This is a genomic window from Streptomyces sp. NPDC056738 (genome assembly GCF_042790435.1).
GTDB lineage: Bacteria > Actinomycetota > Actinomycetes > Streptomycetales > Streptomycetaceae > Streptomyces.
Genome location: NZ_JBHTZF010000008.1, coordinates 395,646 through 410,371, shown reverse-complemented (window position 1 = coordinate 410,371; position 14,726 = coordinate 395,646). Strand labels below are relative to the sequence as shown.

13 protein-coding genes are annotated in these 14,726 nt (G+C 73.7%); 4 read left to right on the top strand and 9 right to left on the bottom strand.

The window, feature by feature from the left end; all coding sequences use genetic code 11:
- Positions 1-173: 173 nt before the first annotated feature.
- From ACFRIC_RS23295 to ACFRIC_RS23285, 3 genes are all read right to left on the bottom strand, one after another.
- The gene (locus ACFRIC_RS23295) at positions 174-1,451 is read right to left on the bottom strand and encodes a ribonuclease D (RefSeq protein WP_382788685.1); all 1,278 of its coding nucleotides are present in this window, start codon (positions 1,449-1,451) and stop codon (positions 174-176) included.
- A gap of 190 nt (positions 1,452-1,641) precedes the next feature.
- Positions 1,642-2,304: a response regulator transcription factor gene (locus tag ACFRIC_RS23290; protein WP_019073943.1), complete on the bottom strand. Its 663-nt coding sequence runs from the start codon at positions 2,302-2,304 to the stop codon at positions 1,642-1,644.
- A gap of 305 nt (positions 2,305-2,609) precedes the next feature.
- Positions 2,610-3,245 (bottom strand): DUF3000 domain-containing protein, encoded by a 636-nt coding sequence (locus ACFRIC_RS23285; protein ID WP_382788773.1) that lies wholly within the window; start codon positions 3,243-3,245, stop codon positions 2,610-2,612.
- A 215-nt stretch (positions 3,246-3,460) separates the two neighbouring features.
- On the opposite strand from ACFRIC_RS23285, the gene hemE reads away from it, so the two are divergent.
- Positions 3,461-4,528: a uroporphyrinogen decarboxylase gene (gene hemE, locus ACFRIC_RS23280; protein WP_382788683.1), complete on the top strand. Its 1,068-nt coding sequence runs from the start codon at positions 3,461-3,463 to the stop codon at positions 4,526-4,528.
- Positions 4,529-4,594: 66 nt separating this feature from the next.
- Here hemE and ACFRIC_RS23275 read toward each other — a convergent pair whose 3' ends face one another.
- Entirely contained in the window at positions 4,595-5,413 is an 819-nt protein-coding gene (locus ACFRIC_RS23275; RefSeq protein ID WP_382788681.1) for a rhomboid family intramembrane serine protease, read from the bottom strand.
- A 211-nt stretch (positions 5,414-5,624) separates the two neighbouring features.
- Between ACFRIC_RS23275 and ACFRIC_RS23270 the strand changes: the two genes are divergently transcribed.
- Positions 5,625-5,957 (top strand): hypothetical protein, encoded by a 333-nt coding sequence (locus ACFRIC_RS23270; RefSeq protein WP_382788679.1) that lies wholly within the window; start codon positions 5,625-5,627, stop codon positions 5,955-5,957.
- Between the two features lie 79 nt (positions 5,958-6,036).
- On the opposite strand, the gene ACFRIC_RS23265 is transcribed toward ACFRIC_RS23270, so the two are convergent.
- Positions 6,037-7,455: an FAD-dependent oxidoreductase gene (locus ACFRIC_RS23265; RefSeq protein ID WP_382788677.1), complete on the bottom strand. Its 1,419-nt coding sequence runs from the start codon at positions 7,453-7,455 to the stop codon at positions 6,037-6,039.
- A gap of 27 nt (positions 7,456-7,482) precedes the next feature.
- Entirely contained in the window at positions 7,483-8,550 is a 1,068-nt protein-coding gene (locus ACFRIC_RS23260; RefSeq protein WP_382788771.1) for a DUF4349 domain-containing protein, read from the bottom strand.
- Between the two features lie 293 nt (positions 8,551-8,843).
- On the opposite strand from ACFRIC_RS23260, the gene hemG reads away from it, so the two are divergent.
- Entirely contained in the window at positions 8,844-10,328 is a 1,485-nt protein-coding gene (hemG, locus tag ACFRIC_RS23255; protein WP_382788675.1) for a protoporphyrinogen oxidase, read from the top strand.
- 4 nt (positions 10,329-10,332) lie between these two features.
- Entirely contained in the window at positions 10,333-11,064 is a 732-nt protein-coding gene (hemQ, locus tag ACFRIC_RS23250) for a hydrogen peroxide-dependent heme synthase (protein ID WP_382788673.1), read from the top strand.
- Positions 11,065-11,169: 105 nt separating this feature from the next.
- Here the strand turns inward: hemQ and ACFRIC_RS23245 are convergent, their stop codons facing one another.
- From ACFRIC_RS23245 to ACFRIC_RS23235, 3 genes are all read right to left on the bottom strand, one after another.
- Positions 11,170-12,759 carry an alpha/beta hydrolase gene (locus ACFRIC_RS23245; protein ID WP_382788670.1) on the bottom strand — a complete coding sequence of 530 codons (1,590 nt, stop codon included), beginning with the start codon at positions 12,757-12,759 and terminating at the stop codon, positions 11,170-11,172.
- Positions 12,760-12,917: 158 nt separating this feature from the next.
- Entirely contained in the window at positions 12,918-13,709 is a 792-nt protein-coding gene (locus ACFRIC_RS23240) for a TIGR04222 domain-containing membrane protein (protein WP_382788668.1), read from the bottom strand.
- Positions 13,710-13,906: 197 nt separating this feature from the next.
- Positions 13,907-14,674 (bottom strand): DUF4142 domain-containing protein, encoded by a 768-nt coding sequence (locus tag ACFRIC_RS23235; RefSeq protein WP_382788666.1) that lies wholly within the window; start codon positions 14,672-14,674, stop codon positions 13,907-13,909.
- Positions 14,675-14,726 lie beyond the last annotated feature (52 nt).

Genomic DNA, 14,726 nt, shown 5'->3' with positions numbered 1-14,726 from the left:
GTCGCCCGTTCGACGGGTCGGCTCCGCCGGGCGGGCCCGCGAAAAGGCCTCCCGAGCCGAGGTCGATCGGATCGGGAGGCTTTCGAGGGTTGAGTCGTGCCCGGGCGGACCCCAAGGGCGCCGTCGCGGCCGGGCCGCCCTTCAGGCGACGACGCGCAATCGTCGGACGGTGCCTAGACCGTCTTCACCGACAGCGCGGTCACCAGTTCCGGGGTCACCAGCTCGACCTGCCAGGGCCGCGCCCCGCAGGCGGTGAGCGCCGCGCCGACGGACTGCGCGTCCGGCGTCGTGGGCGGCTCCCAGCACACGCGCCGCACGGTGTCGGGCGTGATCAGGTTCTCCTGCGGCATGTTCAGGCGCTCGGCCAGCGCCGACACGGCGGCCCGCGCGGCGGAGAGCCGGGCGGCGGCGGCCGGGTCCTTGTCGGCCCAGGCCCGCGGCGGGGGAGGCCCGGTCACCGGCTGTCCGGGCTGCGGCAGCTCGGCGTCCGGCAGCGCCTTCGCGCGGTCGACGGCGGCCTGCCACTGTTCGAGCTGACGCCGGCCCATGCGGTGCCCGAAGCCGTTCAGGGCGGCCAGGGCGTGCACGTTGGCGGGCACGGCCAGCGCGGCCTCGACGATCGCGGCGTCCCCGAGCACCTTGCCCGGCGAGATGTCCCGGCGCTGCGCGACGCTGTCCCGCGTCTCCCACAGCTCCCGTACGACGGCCATCTGCCGGCGGCGGCGCACCTTGTGCATCCCGGACGTACGGCGCCAGGGGTCCTTGCGCGGCGGCGCGGGCTCGGCCTGGGCGATCGCGTCGAACTCCTGCCGGGCCCAGTCCAGCTTGCCCTGCCGGTCGAGCTCCTTCTCCAGGGCGTCGCGGAGGTCGACCAGCAGCTCGACGTCGAGCGCGGCGTAGCGCAGCCAGGGCTCGGGCAGCGGCCGGGTCGACCAGTCGACGGCGGAGTGCCCCTTCTCCAGGACGAAGCCGAGGACGCTCTCGACCATGGCGCCGAGGCCCACCCGGGGGAACCCGGCGAGGCGTCCGGCCAGCTCGGTGTCGAAGAGGGTGGTGGGGATCATGCCTATCCCGCGCAGGCAGGGCAGGTCCTGGGTGGCGGCGTGCAGGACCCACTCGGCCCCGGAGACCGCCTCGCCGAGAGCGGACAGGTCGGGACAGGCGACGGGGTCGATGAGCGCGCTGCCGGCGCCCTCGCGGCGAAGCTGCACCAGATAGGCCCGCTGGCCGTACCGGTAGCCGGACGCGCGCTCGGCGTCGACGGCCACCGGGCCGGTGCCGGCGGCGAACGCGGCGATCACCTCGGCGAGCGAGGCCTCGTCGGCGATCACCGGCGGGATGCCCTCTCGGGGCTCCAGCAATGGGGTCGGCGCCGATTCGACGTCGTCCGGAGGGCCGCCTCCGGTGGTTCGCAGTGAGCTGTCTGCTGCGGTCTCTTGGGCGTCGGTCACCTGTCAAGAGTATCCGTGGATGGACGACGCCCGTCGACGGAACGTTCCGTCGACGGGCGTCGGATGGTCGTAAACCAGTCAGGTCAGCGCAAGACGCGGTTCACGAGCCGGGGGCCGGCCGGGCGGTGGGGAGACCGCTCGGTGTCGGTGCGAGGCATCGGAAGGAGGGGGAGGAGGGGGCGGCGGAGGGTCAGTGGATGATTCCGGTCCGCAGGGCCACGGCGACCATTCCGGCGCGGTCGCCCGTGCCGAGCTTGCGCGCGATGCGGGCGAGGTGGCTCTTGACGGTGAGTGCGGACAGGCCCATGGAGACGCCGATGGCCTTGTTCGACTGGCCCTCCGCGACCAGTCGCAGGACCTCGACCTCTCGTCCGGACAACTCGCGGTAGCCGCCCGGGTGGCTCGGGGCACCCGGGGGGCGGCGGTGCATACGGGCGGCGGCCGAGCCGATCGGCGCGGCGCCGGGCCGGGTGGGGAGCCCGACGTTCGTACGGGTGCCGGTGACGACGTAGCCCTTGACGCCGCCCGCGAGGGCGTTGCGCACGGCGCCGATGTCGTCGGCGGCGGAGAGGGCGAGGCCGTTGGGCCAGCCGGCGGCTCGGGTTTCGGAAAGGAGGGTGAGGCCGGAACCGTCCGGCAGGTGGACGTCGGCGACGCAGATGTCGCGCGGGTTGCCGATTCGGGGACGGGCCTCCGCGACGGACGACGCCTCGATGACGTCGCGCACTCCGAGCGCCCACAGATGGCGGGTGACGGTGGAACGGACCCGGGGGTCTGCCACGACCACCATGGCGGTCGGCTTGTTCGGGCGGTAGGCGACCAGGCTTGCGGGCTGCTCGAGGAGAACGGACACCAGGCCTCCTGGGGTGCGGGAGCGGGACGGGACCGGCTCTGGGGGGCGAGCCAGGACGAACCGTGCTTTCAAGGTCACAGACGTCTTCGGCATCAAACCCGTCGACCTTTAGGGAATGATCACGATGGGGTGAGTAACAATCCGTGCAATTCGGACGCGCGATCGATCATCCGAAGATCGAACCGAGTCGTTCCCAGTCGTTCCCCGTCGTTCCTCGTCGATACGCGGCCGAAAGTGGTCGTATCGCCACGCGGCCGGTAAGGAAACGGAAAGGGCGCGCGCGTCGGCGCGCGCCCTCGGCGGGGTCAGCGGGACTGTGGTCCCCGGCGCTGCGGCAGGGTGACCACCGAGGCGTCACCCGGAGTCACCGGCGGCAGTCCGGCGATCTGGCACAGCAGGTCGCACCAGCCGGCGAGGTGCGCGGCGGTGTCCGGTACGCCGCCGAGGCCCTCCCGGGGTGTCCAGGACGCGCGGATCTCGATCTGCGAGGCGGCCGGGCGCTCCGCGAGCCCGCCGAAGTAGTGCGAGCTCGCGCGCGTCACGGTGCCGCTCGCCTCGCCGTACGAGAGCCCGCGGGCCTGGAGCGAGCCGGTCAGCCACGACCAGCAGACCTCGGGGAGCAGCGGGTCGGCGGCCATCTCCGGCTCCAGCTCCGCGCGGACCAGGGTCACCAGACGGAAGGAGCCCTGCCAGGCGTCGTGTCCGGCCGGGTCGTGCAGCAGGACGAGACGGCCGTCGGCCAGATCCTCGTCGTCGGCCACGACCGCGGCCTCCAGCGCGTACGCGTACGGAGCCAGGCGCTGCGGTGGTCGCGTCGGGTCGATCTCGATGTCCGGCCGCAGCCGGGCGCCCCGCAGTGCGTCGACGGCCGCCCGGAAGGGCAACGGGGCCGTCTCCGCCGCATTCCTGTCCCCCTCCTTCTCCTCCCTCGCGTCGTCCATTCCGCCAGCGCCGTCCGACAGTCGTCCCTGAGCCGCAGCCATGCCGGGAAGATTAAGGGGAACGGAGCCCGCGCGCAGGGAGAGACACCCGTGCGTGGGACCCCTGTCCGGATCACGCCGGGCGCACGCCGTCGCGCGAATGCGCCCTCCGGAGGGGTGCGGGCGCACCGGAGCCCGGGACGGGGGCGCCCGCGAGGCGTGGGAGACTTTCCGTCGTGAGCGCCAACCACAGCCCCGCCGGGCAGCAGCCGACAGCCACGTACGAGTCCGCCTTCCTCAAGGCGTGCAGGCGCGAGCCCGTGCCGCACACGCCCGTGTGGTTCATGCGGCAGGCCGGCCGTTCGCTGCCCGAGTACCTCAAGGTGCGCGAGGGCATCCCCATGCTGGAGTCCTGCACGCGGCCCGAGCTGGTCGCCGAGATCACGCTCCAGCCGGTCCGCCGGCACCGCGTGGACGCCGCCATCTACTACAGCGACATCGTGGTCCCGCTGAAGGCCATCGGCGTCGACCTGGACATCAAGCCGGGCGTCGGCCCGGTCGTCCAGAACCCGATCCGCACCCGTGCCGACCTGGCCCAGCTCCGCGACCTGACCCCCGAGGACGTCTGGTACGTCACCGAGGCGATCGGACTCCTGACGGCCGAACTCGGGGAGACCCCGCTCATCGGTTTCGCGGGCGCGCCTTTCACCCTCGCGAGTTACCTCGTGGAGGGCGGTCCGTCCAAGAACCACGAGCACACCAAGGCGCTGATGTACAGCGACCCGCAGCTCTGGGCCGACCTGCTCGACCGTCTCGCCGAGATCACCTCCGCCTTCCTGAAGGTGCAGATCGAGGCCGGCGCGAGCGCCGTCCAGCTCTTCGACTCCTGGGTCGGCGCCCTGGCCCCGGCCGACTACCGCCGTTCCGTGATGCCCGCCTCCGCCAAGGTCTTCGACTCCGTCGCCTCCTACGGTGTGCCGCGCATCCACTTCGGCGTCGGCACCGGCGAGCTGCTCGGCCTCATGGGTGAGGCCGGCGCGGACGTCGTCGGCGTCGACTGGCGGGTCCCGCTCGACGAGGCCGCCCGCCGCGTCGGTCCCGGCAAGGCGTTCCAGGGCAATCTCGACCCCGCGGTCCTGTTCGCGAGCACCGAGGCCGTCGAGGCGAAGACCCGCGAGGTGCTCGCCGCCGCCGCCGGTCTGGAGGGCCACGTCTTCAACCTCGGACACGGCGTCATGCCGAGCATGGACCCCGACGTGCTGAGCCGCCTGGTGGAGTACGTCCACACGCAGACGGCCCGCTAGGACGCCGGTCGGCCCGCGGGACCCCGCGGTCGGCCCGCCGAACCCCGGGGCCGGTCCGTTCGTCATCTACCAGCCGTGCCGCGCCTGTCTGCCCCACAGCAGGCGGCGCGGCTCCGGCGGTGGCGGGGTGCCCGGACGCAGCGGCCAGGCCAGGAGCATGCCGGCCAGGAAACCGACGACGTGCGCCGCGTACGCCACGGTGCCCGCGGCGGGCACGGCGGCGCCGGACGAGTACGCGGCCTGGAGCACGAACCAGAAGCCCAGCACGAGCCACGCGGGCAGCCGGAGCGGCAGGAACACCAGGAACGGCACCAGGACCCAGACCCTGGCCCTCGGATACAGCACCAGATACGCGCCGAGGACCCCGGCGATCGCCCCCGAGGCCCCGATCAGCGGGTCGCCCGAGTCCTCGTTGACCAGGGCGAAGCCGTACGCCGCCGCGAAGCCGCACGCCACGTAGAACAGCGTGAAGCGCACATGTCCGAGCCGGTCCTCGATGTTGTTGCCGAAGATCAGCAGGAAGAGCATGTTGCCCAGCAGATGCAGCCAGCTCCCGTGCAGGAACATCGCCGTGAGCACCGACAGCGGCGGGGACTTGTCGTAGCCCGGCGGTCCCAGCACACAGCCCGACCCGTGCAGTCCGCCGCCGACCTCGCCGGTGGGGACCAGGCGCGGCATCCGATGGTGGATCAGTTCCTGCGGCACGGCGGCGTAGTGGTCCATGAACGCGTGCAGATGACAGAGCTGCGACAGGGCGCTGTCGCCCGCCACCGATCCGGCGAGACCGGGGGTGTAGAGGAAGACGAGCACATTGGCGGCGATCAGCGCGTACGTCACATAGGGCGTGCGCCGCACCGGGTTCACGTCATGGACGGGAATGACCACGAGGAACTACTGCCCGCGAGACGCGGGGCGAATCCGTGCTCGACGGGGCCGGGTGGGCCCCCGGCCGGAGCGGCCCCCGGCGCCGTTTCCCGTCGAACACACTGAACACATGTGCCCCCGCGGCCGTATGTCTCCTCAGCCCCCCGCTTCGCTCCGGCGACGTGGGACGGGTACGACGACGCGACGACGTGAAGACGTGAGGACCCAGGCCATGAGCGACCGAGTTACTCCTCCGATGCACGCCCTGCCCGACGGCGAGGCGGAGATCGCGCTGGTGCTGCACCTCCCCTGGGAGGATGTCGCCGCGCTCGGCCAGGAGGCCGGACGGCTCGCGGCCCGGCTGCAGCGGCCCGTGACCCTGGACGAGGCCGTCAGCCACCGTCTGCGGTCCTCCCGCTCGGCCGCGCACGCGAAGCCGGCCCAGGCCCCGCCCGCGGTCACCGCGGCCGGTTCGGTCTCCTCGCTGCCCGCCCGGCCGCCGGCCGAGCAGGCCCGGCAGGCGATCGACCGGATCAACGGGTCGGCCGGGAACGAGTCCGCCTAGCGGCTGTCCGCCACCGGGGCCCGCGCGCGGGCCCCGGGAGGTCGCCGGGCGGGACCTCGCGGACATGTCCCCGTGCCCGTCACGGGGTTGCCCGGCGCACCTTCGCCACCGCCTTGCGGGCCGCGACCAGGACCGGGTCCCAGACCGGCGAGAACGGCGGGGCGTAGCCGAGGTCCAGCATCGTCATCTGTTCCACCGTCATGCCCGCGGTCAGGGCCACCGCGGCGATGTCCACCCGCTTCGCCGCGCCCTCCCGGCCGACGATCTGCACGCCGAGCAGCCGTCCCGTCCGGTGCTCCGCGAGCATCTTCACCGTCATGAGGGCCGCGTTCGGGTAGTAGCCCGCGCGGCTCGTCGACTCGATGGTGACGGTCTCGAACCGCAGACCGGCCCGGCGCGCGTCCTTCTCGCGCAGCCCGGTCCGGGCGATCTCCAGGTCGCAGACCTTGCTCACCGCCGTGCCGACGACGCCGGGGAACGTGGCGTATCCGCCGGCCACGTTGGAGCCGATGACCTGCCCGTGCTTGTTCGCGTGGGTGCCCAGCGCGATGTGCCGCTCGCGCCCCGACACCAGGTCGAGCACCTCGACGCAGTCGCCGCCCGCCCAGATGTCCTCGTGCCCGCGCACCCGCATCGACAGATCGGTGAGCAGCCCGCCGTGGTCGCCGAGCGGCAGTCCGGCGGCGCGGGCCAGGGACGTCTCGGGGCGCACGCCGATGCCGAGCACCACGATGTCCGCCGGGTAGGTGGCGTCGGCCGTGACGACCGCGCGGACCCGGCCGTCGTCCGCGGTGAGGAACCCGGTGACCTCGGTGTCCCCGACCATGGTGATGCCGAGCCCCTCCATCGCGGTGTGCACCAGGCGGCCCATGTCCGGGTCGAGGGTGGCCATGGGCTCCTTGCCCCGGTTGACGACGGTCACCTCGTACCCGCGGTTGATGAGCGCCTCGGCCATCTCCACGCCGATGTAGCCCGCGCCGACGACCACGGCCCGGCGGCCCTCGGTCCGCGCGAGCGTGTCGAGCAGCGCCTGCCCGTCGTCCAGCGTCTGCACGCCGTGCACGCCCGGCGCGTCGGCGCCCGGCAGCTCGGGGCGGACCGGCCGCGCGCCGGTCGCGATGACGAGGCGGTCGTACGAGGTCCACGCCTCGGCCCCGGTGCCGAGGTCCCGTGAGCGCACCCGGGCGCCCGCGACGTCGATCTCGGTGACCTCCGTACGCATCCGCAGGTCGATGGCGCGCTCCCGGTGTTCCTCGGGGGTCCGCGCGATCAGCCGGTCGCGGTCGGGGACGTCGCCGCCCACCCAGTACGGGATGCCGCACGCCGAGTACGAGGTGAAGTGGCCCCGCTCGAACGCCACGATCTCCAGCTCGCCGGGACCGCGCAGCCGGCGTGCCTGTGACGCGGCGGACATGCCCGCCGCGTCACCCCCGATCACGACCAGCCGTTCCCGGTCGCCGTGCCCGCCGCTCGTACCGTTCGTATCGCTCATGCCCATACGAACACGCTACGGGGGCCCGGCACTTCAGTCCTCCCCGCCGCCCTCCCGGCCCGCGCCGGGCGCGGTGCCCGCCGTGCCGGAGGCCGGGTCCGCGGCCGGTTCCGGAGCGGTGCGCGAGGCCGGCACCGGGGCCGGACCCTCGGTCGGCGCCGGAGAAGGAACCGGGGCCGGGCCCGGATTCACCGCGGACGGGCCCGCGGCCATGGCCGGAGCCGGGCCCGAGGCCGGCGCCGGGGTCCGACGGCGCAGCCGCGGGCTCACGCCACGCGTCCACGCCAGGACGATCAGGCCGAGGACCACCGCGAAGGGAAGGACGGCCCCGACGGCCAGCGCCAGCCAGCGCACCACGGTGACCAGCACGTGCCAGCCACCCGAGAGCGCGTCGAGGAAGCCCGGGTCGGACTCCTTCTTCTCGGCCTTCTTCACCGGCGTCTCGGACAGCGTGAGCGTGATCGTGGCCAGGCTCGTGCGGTCCTTCAGCGACGCCTGCTGGGCGAGCAGCGCCTCCAGATCGGCCTCCCGGGTGCTCAACTCCCCTTCCAGAGCGACCACGTCACTGAGCCTGGTGGCCTTGTCCATCAGTTCGCGGACCCGGGCCACGCTGGCGCGCTGCGACTTGACGCGGCTCTCCACGTCCACGACCTGATCGGTGACGTCCTCCGCCTTGGCCGTGCGCGTGACGACCTTGCCGGCGCCCTCCAGCGCGGCGAGCACCTCGTCGTAGCGCTCGGTGGGCACCCGCAGAACGACCCGGGTGCGCTCGTGGTCCCGGCCGTCACGGGTGGTGGTCTCGTCGCCGACGTAGCCCCCGGCGTTCTCGGCCGCCGCGCGGGCGTCGTCCAGGGCCCCGGGAACGTCCTTGACCACGACGGTCAGCGAGGCGGTGCGGATGATGCTGTTCAGGGTCACCTTGGGCGGAGCGGCCGTCTTGCGGCCGTTCGAGGCCCCGCTCCCCGCGGCGCCCGCGGCCCCCGAGTCCGCCTGCTCCGCGGGGGCGGCGTTCGCGTCGCTCCGGGCGACCGACTTGTCGTTGGTGCTCCCCGTCTCGCTCGCGCCGCATCCCGTCAGCGCGACCGCCGCGACGAGGAACATGCCGGCCATGACCCGGGCGGGGCGGACCGCGCGCGCGGGCGACGCGGACGGGACCGGCGGGGCGGACGAGGCGAAAGGTCCGGGCTCGCCGGGTGCCGTGGGCCGGAGCGGATGTACGGAGCCTGTCTGCATGCGGGACTACCCCCCCAGGGTGGTGACGACGGACAGTTCTTCGACGCCGGAGGGGCGCGGGACGTTGGCGTGCTCCGGTCCCGATGCGGTCACGGTCCGGACTCGCGCGGGACACCGGGCTCCCCGCCGGGGGCGTCGGGGACGTCTGAGAAGGTGGAGACATGCGCGAAGAGGACACCCCTGCGGGTTCGGGACATGTCGTGGTCGTCGGCGGAGGGATCGCGGGGCTGGCCGCGGCTCACCGCCTGCTCGGGCGGGGCGCGCGCGTCACCGTCCTGGAGGCGTCGGACCGAGTCGGAGGCAAGCTGCTGACCGGCGAGATCGCGGGCGCGCGCGTCGACCTCGGCGCCGAGTCGATGCTGGCGCGCCGCCCCGAGGCCGTGGACCTCGCCCGCGAGGCCGGGCTCGGCGACCGCCTCCAGCCGCCCGCCACCGCGACGGCCTCCCTGTGGACCCGCGGAACCCTGCGCCCCATGCCCAAGGGCCACGTCATGGGCGTCCCCGGCGACGCGTCCGCCGTCGCCGGCGTCCTCTCCGAAGAGGGCCTGCGCCGCATCGAGCGCGACGCCGACCTGCCGCGGACCGAGGTGGGCGAGGACATCGCCGTCGGCGAGTACGTGGCGGCGCGCCTCGGCCGCGAGGTCGTCGACCGCCTCGTGGAACCCCTCCTCGGCGGGGTGTACGCGGGAGACGCCTACCGCATCTCGATGCGGCTGGCCGTCCCCCAGCTCTACGCTGCCGCGCGCACCCACACCTCCCTGACCGAGGCGGTCCGCGAGATCCAGGGGAAGGCGGCCGCGGCCGGGCCGGGCGGCCCGGTGTTCATGGGCATCGACGGGGGAGTGGGCCGGCTGCCGCTCGCCGTCGCCGCGTCGGTGACGGCACGCGGGGGCGAGATCCTCACCGGGACGCAGGTGACCGAGCTGCGCCGGACCACGGCGGCCGGGACCGGCGAGCAGGCCCGCGCCGCCTGGCGCGTCGTCGCCGGGGACCGCGTCCTGCACGCCGACGCGGTCGTCCTCGCGCTGCCCGCCCCGGTGGCCGCCGCGCTGCTGCGGGCCGAGGCGCCGGCCGCGGCGGCCGAACTGGCCGCCGTGGAGTACGCGTCGATGGCCCTGGTGACCCTCGCCTACCGCGGCGAGGGCGTCACCCTCCCCGAGGGGAGCGGCTTCCTGGTGCCTCCGGTCGACGGGCACACCATCAAGGCGTCCACCTTCGCCTCCCGCAAGTGGGGCTGGATCGCCGACCAGGACCCCGGCCTGCTGGTGCTGCGCACCTCCGTCGGACGGTACGGCGAGACGGAGGTGCTCGGCAGGTCCGACGCCGATCTCGTCGAGGTGTCCCGGCACGACCTGCGGGAGGCGACCGGGCTCGACGCCGAGCCGGTCGAGACCCGGGTGACCCGCTGGGACGACGGTCTGCCCCAGTACCCGGTCGGCCACCACGCGCGCGTGGCCCGCGTCCGCGAGCACGTCGGGAAGCTGCCCGGCCTCGCCGTGTGCGGCGCGGCGTACGACGGGGTCGGCATCCCGGCCTGCATCGCGTCCGCGTACGCCGCCGTCGACCGGCTCGGCGGCGACGGCGCCGGTCTTGAGGCACTGCGGGCCCACCCGGTGCAGAGCCTGCACGGCGGCGCGGGAGAATAGCCTCATGAGTGACGACGCCCCCACCACCGAGCCGGCCAGGATCCCGAACAAGGGCAAGCTGGCCAAGGACCTGAACGAGGTCATCCGCTACACCCTGTGGTCGGTCTTCAAGCTGAAGGACGTGCTCCCCGAGGACCGCGCCGGTTACGCCGACGAGGTCCAGGAGCTGTTCGACCAGCTCGCCGCGAAGGACGTCACCGTCCGCGGCACGTACGACGTCTCGGGGCTGCGCGCGGACGCCGACGTCATGATCTGGTGGCACGCCGAGACCAGCGACCAGCTCCAGGAGGCGTACAACCTCTTCCGCCGTACGAAGCTGGGCCGCGCGCTGGAGCCGGTCTGGTCGAACATGGCCCTGCACCGCCCGGCCGAGTTCAACCGCTCGCACATCCCGGCGTTCCTCGCCGACGAGACGCCCCGCGACTACGTGAGCGTCTACCCCTTCGTGCGCTCCTACGACTGGTACCTGCTGCCCGACGAGGACCGCCGCCGGATGCTGGCAGACCACGGCAAGATGGCGCGCGGCTACCCGGACGTGCGCGCGAACACGGTCGCCTCGTTCTCGCTCGGCGACTACGAGTGGCTGCTCGCCTTCGAGGCGGACGAGCTCTACCGCATCGTCGACCTCATGCGTCACCTGCGCGCCTCCGAGGCCCGGATGCACGTCCGCGAGGAGGTCCCGTTCTACACGGGCCGCCGCAAGGACGTCGCCGAACTGGTCGCGGGCCTCGCCTGACCGTCCCGGCGTCCCGTCCGGCCGTGCCGGCGGATCACCGGCCGTCCGCGTGAGAAGGCGGGCGCCCCTCCCGGGGGCGCCCGCCTTCCCGGTTTCCGGACCCGGTCAGTGCGCCCGCGCCACCGGCTCGCGGTGCGGCGCGCATCCCGCGTCGCCGCCGGGGAGCCGGCCCTCCAGGAGGTAGGCGTCCAGGTGGCCGTTGACGCACTTGTTGGGGCCGCCCGCGATCCCGTGGGTGCCGGCGCCGTTCTCCGTCACCAGCACCGAGCCCCACAGCCGTCGGTGGAGTTCCTTCGCGCCCTCGTACGGCGTCGCCGCGTCCCGCTCGGCGGCCAGGATCAGCGTCGGCGGCAGCTCACCGGGCAGGGTCCGTACGTCGAGCGGCTTCTGCCGGGGCGCGGGCCAGTACGCGCACGGCAGGTTCATCCACACGTTGTCCCAGGTCTCGAACGGGGCGACCCGCGCGAGCCGGGTGTTGTCGCGGTCCCAGGTGCGCCAGTCGGTCGGCCAGGGCGCGTCGTTGCACTCCACGGCCGTGTAGACCGCGCTGCTGTTCTCCTGTTCGGCGGCCGCCTCCGGATGCGGTCCCGCCACCTGGATCAGCGGCTTCGGGTCGCCCTTCAGATAGGCGGACAGCGCCAGCGCGCGCTGCGGCCAGTAGTCGTCGAAGTACCCGGCCTGCAGGAACGCGCCCTGGAGCTGGGCGGGGCCCACCGTGCCTCCGGCGGGCGAGGCGGCGAGCCGGGCCCGCGCCTTCTCGTAGGAGCGCCGCACCTCCTCCGCGGTGCGGCCCAGTCCGTACACCGTGTGGTGGCGGGCGATCCACGCGCGCAGGTCCGCCCAGCGGGTCTCGAACGCGGCCGACTGGTCGAGGTTGTTGCCGTACCAGACCTTCTCGGGGTCGGGGTTCACCGCCGAGTCGAAGACCATGCGGCGTACGTGCGAGGGGAACAGCGTCGCGTACAGGGAGCCGAAGTACGTCCCGTACGAGGCGCCCATGAACGTCAGCTTCCGCTCGCCCAGCGCGGCCCTCAGCACGTCCAGGTCGCGGGCGTTGTCGAGCGAGGTGTAGTGGCGCAGGGCGGAGCCCGCACGCCGGGCGCAGCCGCGGGCGTACGCCTTGGCCTCCGCGATCCGTGCCTTCTTGAACGACTCCGAGGGGACGGTCGGGGCCTGGAGGAGCGGCTTCGGACGGTGCCGGGGGTCCCGGCAGGTCAGCGGCGCCGACCGGCCGACGCCGCGCGGTGCGTAGCCGACGAGGTCGTACGCGGCTCCGATCCGCTTCCACTCGGGCAGCATGCCGATCAGCGGGAAGAACATGCCGGAGCCGCCGGGACCTCCGGGGTTGTAGACGAGGGAGCCCTGACGCGGCACCTTGTGCCTGGCGTTGTGCGGGTCCTTGCCGGTGGCCTTCACACGGCTGACGGTCAGTCTGATCCGCTTGCCGTCGGGGAGCGTGTAGTCGAGGGGCACCGTGACCGTGCCGCACTGGAGGCTCGCCGGCAGGTGCTCCTCCTTGGGGCACTTGCCGAAGTGGATGCCCGTGGCGGCGGCGCGTCCGGCGGCGACGGCGGTGCCGCGGGTCGCGGCGGATCCGATGGGGTCGGGCCAGACCTGCGCGCCGTCCGCGGGAGCGGCGACGAGGCCGGCCAGGAGCAAGGACCCTGCGGTTCCGTGGAGGACGGCAGCTCTCATCGCGAATCCCTTCAGCGCGCGGCAGCGACAGAAGGATGCTTCGTTCGGCGGACGGCGAAGTAAAGCACCGCCCCCCGGTGTCGGCGCCAATGACCCCGATGCGCCCCCGCGGGCTCCTTCCAGCCCCCTGGAGCCCGGGGTGTCTTCGGGCGCTGGTCCTAGTGGGCCCCCTCCCGCCAGGGGGTGTCGCGGTCGCGGTGCGCCAGGGCCGCCCGCAGGTCGGGCTCGCCGATCGCGCGGATGCCGCGTACGGCGACGGAGGTGAGGTACGTACGGTCGTCGCCGGAGGCGTCGGAGTGCCGGGCCAGGGTGCCGAGCAGCCGCTGCCCGGCCGGGGAGGCCCAGCGGGTGCAGGGGTGCACCTCGATCCGGGCTATGGCCAGACAGCTCACCGTCAGGATGAGCGGGAGCAGGAACCAGACGGCCACCGGGACGTCGCTGCCCGGGGCCTGGCCCGGCAGCAGCAGGGCCGCGACGCCCAGCGCGAGGACCCCGGCCGCGGCGGCCTGGACCTGACGGACCGCCCCCGCGACCGTGGTGCGGGTCCCGTCGGGGACGGCGAGGCCGGCCGCGACCAGCCGGTCCGCGAGACGGCGTACGGAGTCGGTTGCGGCGGTGGCCGCCCGCAGCGGCGCTATCCGGGACTGGCCCTCGGGTCCGATCGCCCCGATGACCGAGCGCTCCATGTCGTCGCGCCCGCGCGGGTCGACGACGGTGGCCCAGCCGGTGTGCGCGAGCAGCAGGCGGCGCTGGCGGGCCATCGACACCAGGGTCAGATCGGCCACCCGGGCCGGTCCGCCGGACAGGAACGCGGCCTCGTACAGCGTGAGGTCGTGCCCGTGCGCGGCGTCGGTGTCGAGCGACGCGGTACGGACCGCGGCCAGACACAGCCGGGTGCAGGAGACACCGGCCGCCACCCAGGCGAGGATCAGGAGAAGGACCCAGAACATGGCGTTTTTCTATGCGATGGGACCGGGTGGGCGCCATGCTCCACCCACTATGTGGGACGCAGCCGTTGCCGGTGTGTGATGTTCCGCTTTCCGCGCGCCCCGGTGCTCGATCTCCGCACCACACGCAACTCGTGTGGATCGGGGCGGTCTTGAGGACTCGGCACGGTCCACGGGCGGACGGACCTCGCCGCGGTCGCTCAGGAGCCCGCCGACGGGTTGGGGCGCGCGGCGGCCGGGGGGAGCGGGTAGCCCGAGGACGGGGTCACCGGGACCGGCGACGACGGGGACGGCACCGGGCCGGGCGGCGCGGGGGAGTTGGTGAGCGGCGGCGGGCTCGCGGTGGCCGCGTCCGAGGCGAGCGCGTCGAAGTCCACGTATCCGGTCGCCTCCAGGACCTTGATGTGGTCGAGCACGGTGGTGTTCGCGTCGTCGGCGAGATCGCGCACGAGTGAATTGCGCGTGTTCGCGCGGACCTGGGCGACCATCGCGAACACCTTGCCGTGCGCGGCGCGCAGGATGTTCGCGAAGTCCCGGTCGTACTGCGTGCCGTGCGCCGCGCTGAGCGTGGACAGCCACTGACGCTGCTGTGCGTTGGGCTGGTTGGGCAGTTCCAGGCTGAGCCGCGCCGCGACGCTGCGGACGCGCGCGTCGAGGAACGTGTGCCCCTCGATCAGGTGCGCTCCCGCCGTCCGTACGGCCTGGGTGGTGCCGCGCTCCTGGGCCTGCTGGCCCGCGGGCAGCTCCCACAGGCCGGCCAGCCGGACCCTGGTGACGAACTCCCGGTCCAGGCCCGACAGCGGACCGTACGGACTCGGGACGGTCCCGGAGTTCAGGGTGTCGAGGCCGGTGCCGGCGCGGTCCGCGTACGACCAGATCGGAAAGGCCAGCGCGACCAGGGTCGCCAGCAGGGCGGCGATGATGAGCCCTGTTCCACTGACCGGTCCGGTGCGGTTGTCGGATCGCATGGTGCCTCCTGTTGCGGCACCGCACGCTAATGCGCTTCGCGTGCGGGCTGGC

Bases quoted from the DNA above. Each gene is read 5' to 3' on its own strand.
- ACFRIC_RS23285 (WP_382788773.1), bottom strand. From the start codon at position 3,245: ATGGACGACGCGAGGGAGGAGAAGGAGGGGGACAGGAATGCGGCGGAG.
- ACFRIC_RS23270 (WP_382788679.1), top strand. From the start codon at position 5,625: ATGAGCGACCGAGTTACTCCTCCGATGCACGCCCTGCCCGACGGCGAG.
- ACFRIC_RS23265 (WP_382788677.1), bottom strand. From the start codon at position 7,455: ATGGGCATGAGCGATACGAACGGTACGAGCGGCGGGCACGGCGACCGG.
- ACFRIC_RS23260 (WP_382788771.1), bottom strand. From the start codon at position 8,550: ATGTTCCTCGTCGCGGCGGTCGCGCTGACGGGATGCGGCGCGAGCGAG.
- hemG (WP_382788675.1), top strand. From the start codon at position 8,844: ATGCGCGAAGAGGACACCCCTGCGGGTTCGGGACATGTCGTGGTCGTC.
- hemQ (WP_382788673.1), top strand. From the start codon at position 10,333: ATGAGTGACGACGCCCCCACCACCGAGCCGGCCAGGATCCCGAACAAG.
- ACFRIC_RS23245 (WP_382788670.1), bottom strand. From the start codon at position 12,759: ATGAGAGCTGCCGTCCTCCACGGAACCGCAGGGTCCTTGCTCCTGGCC.
- ACFRIC_RS23240 (WP_382788668.1), bottom strand. From the start codon at position 13,709: ATGTTCTGGGTCCTTCTCCTGATCCTCGCCTGGGTGGCGGCCGGTGTC.
- ACFRIC_RS23235 (WP_382788666.1), bottom strand. From the start codon at position 14,674: ATGCGATCCGACAACCGCACCGGACCGGTCAGTGGAACAGGGCTCATC.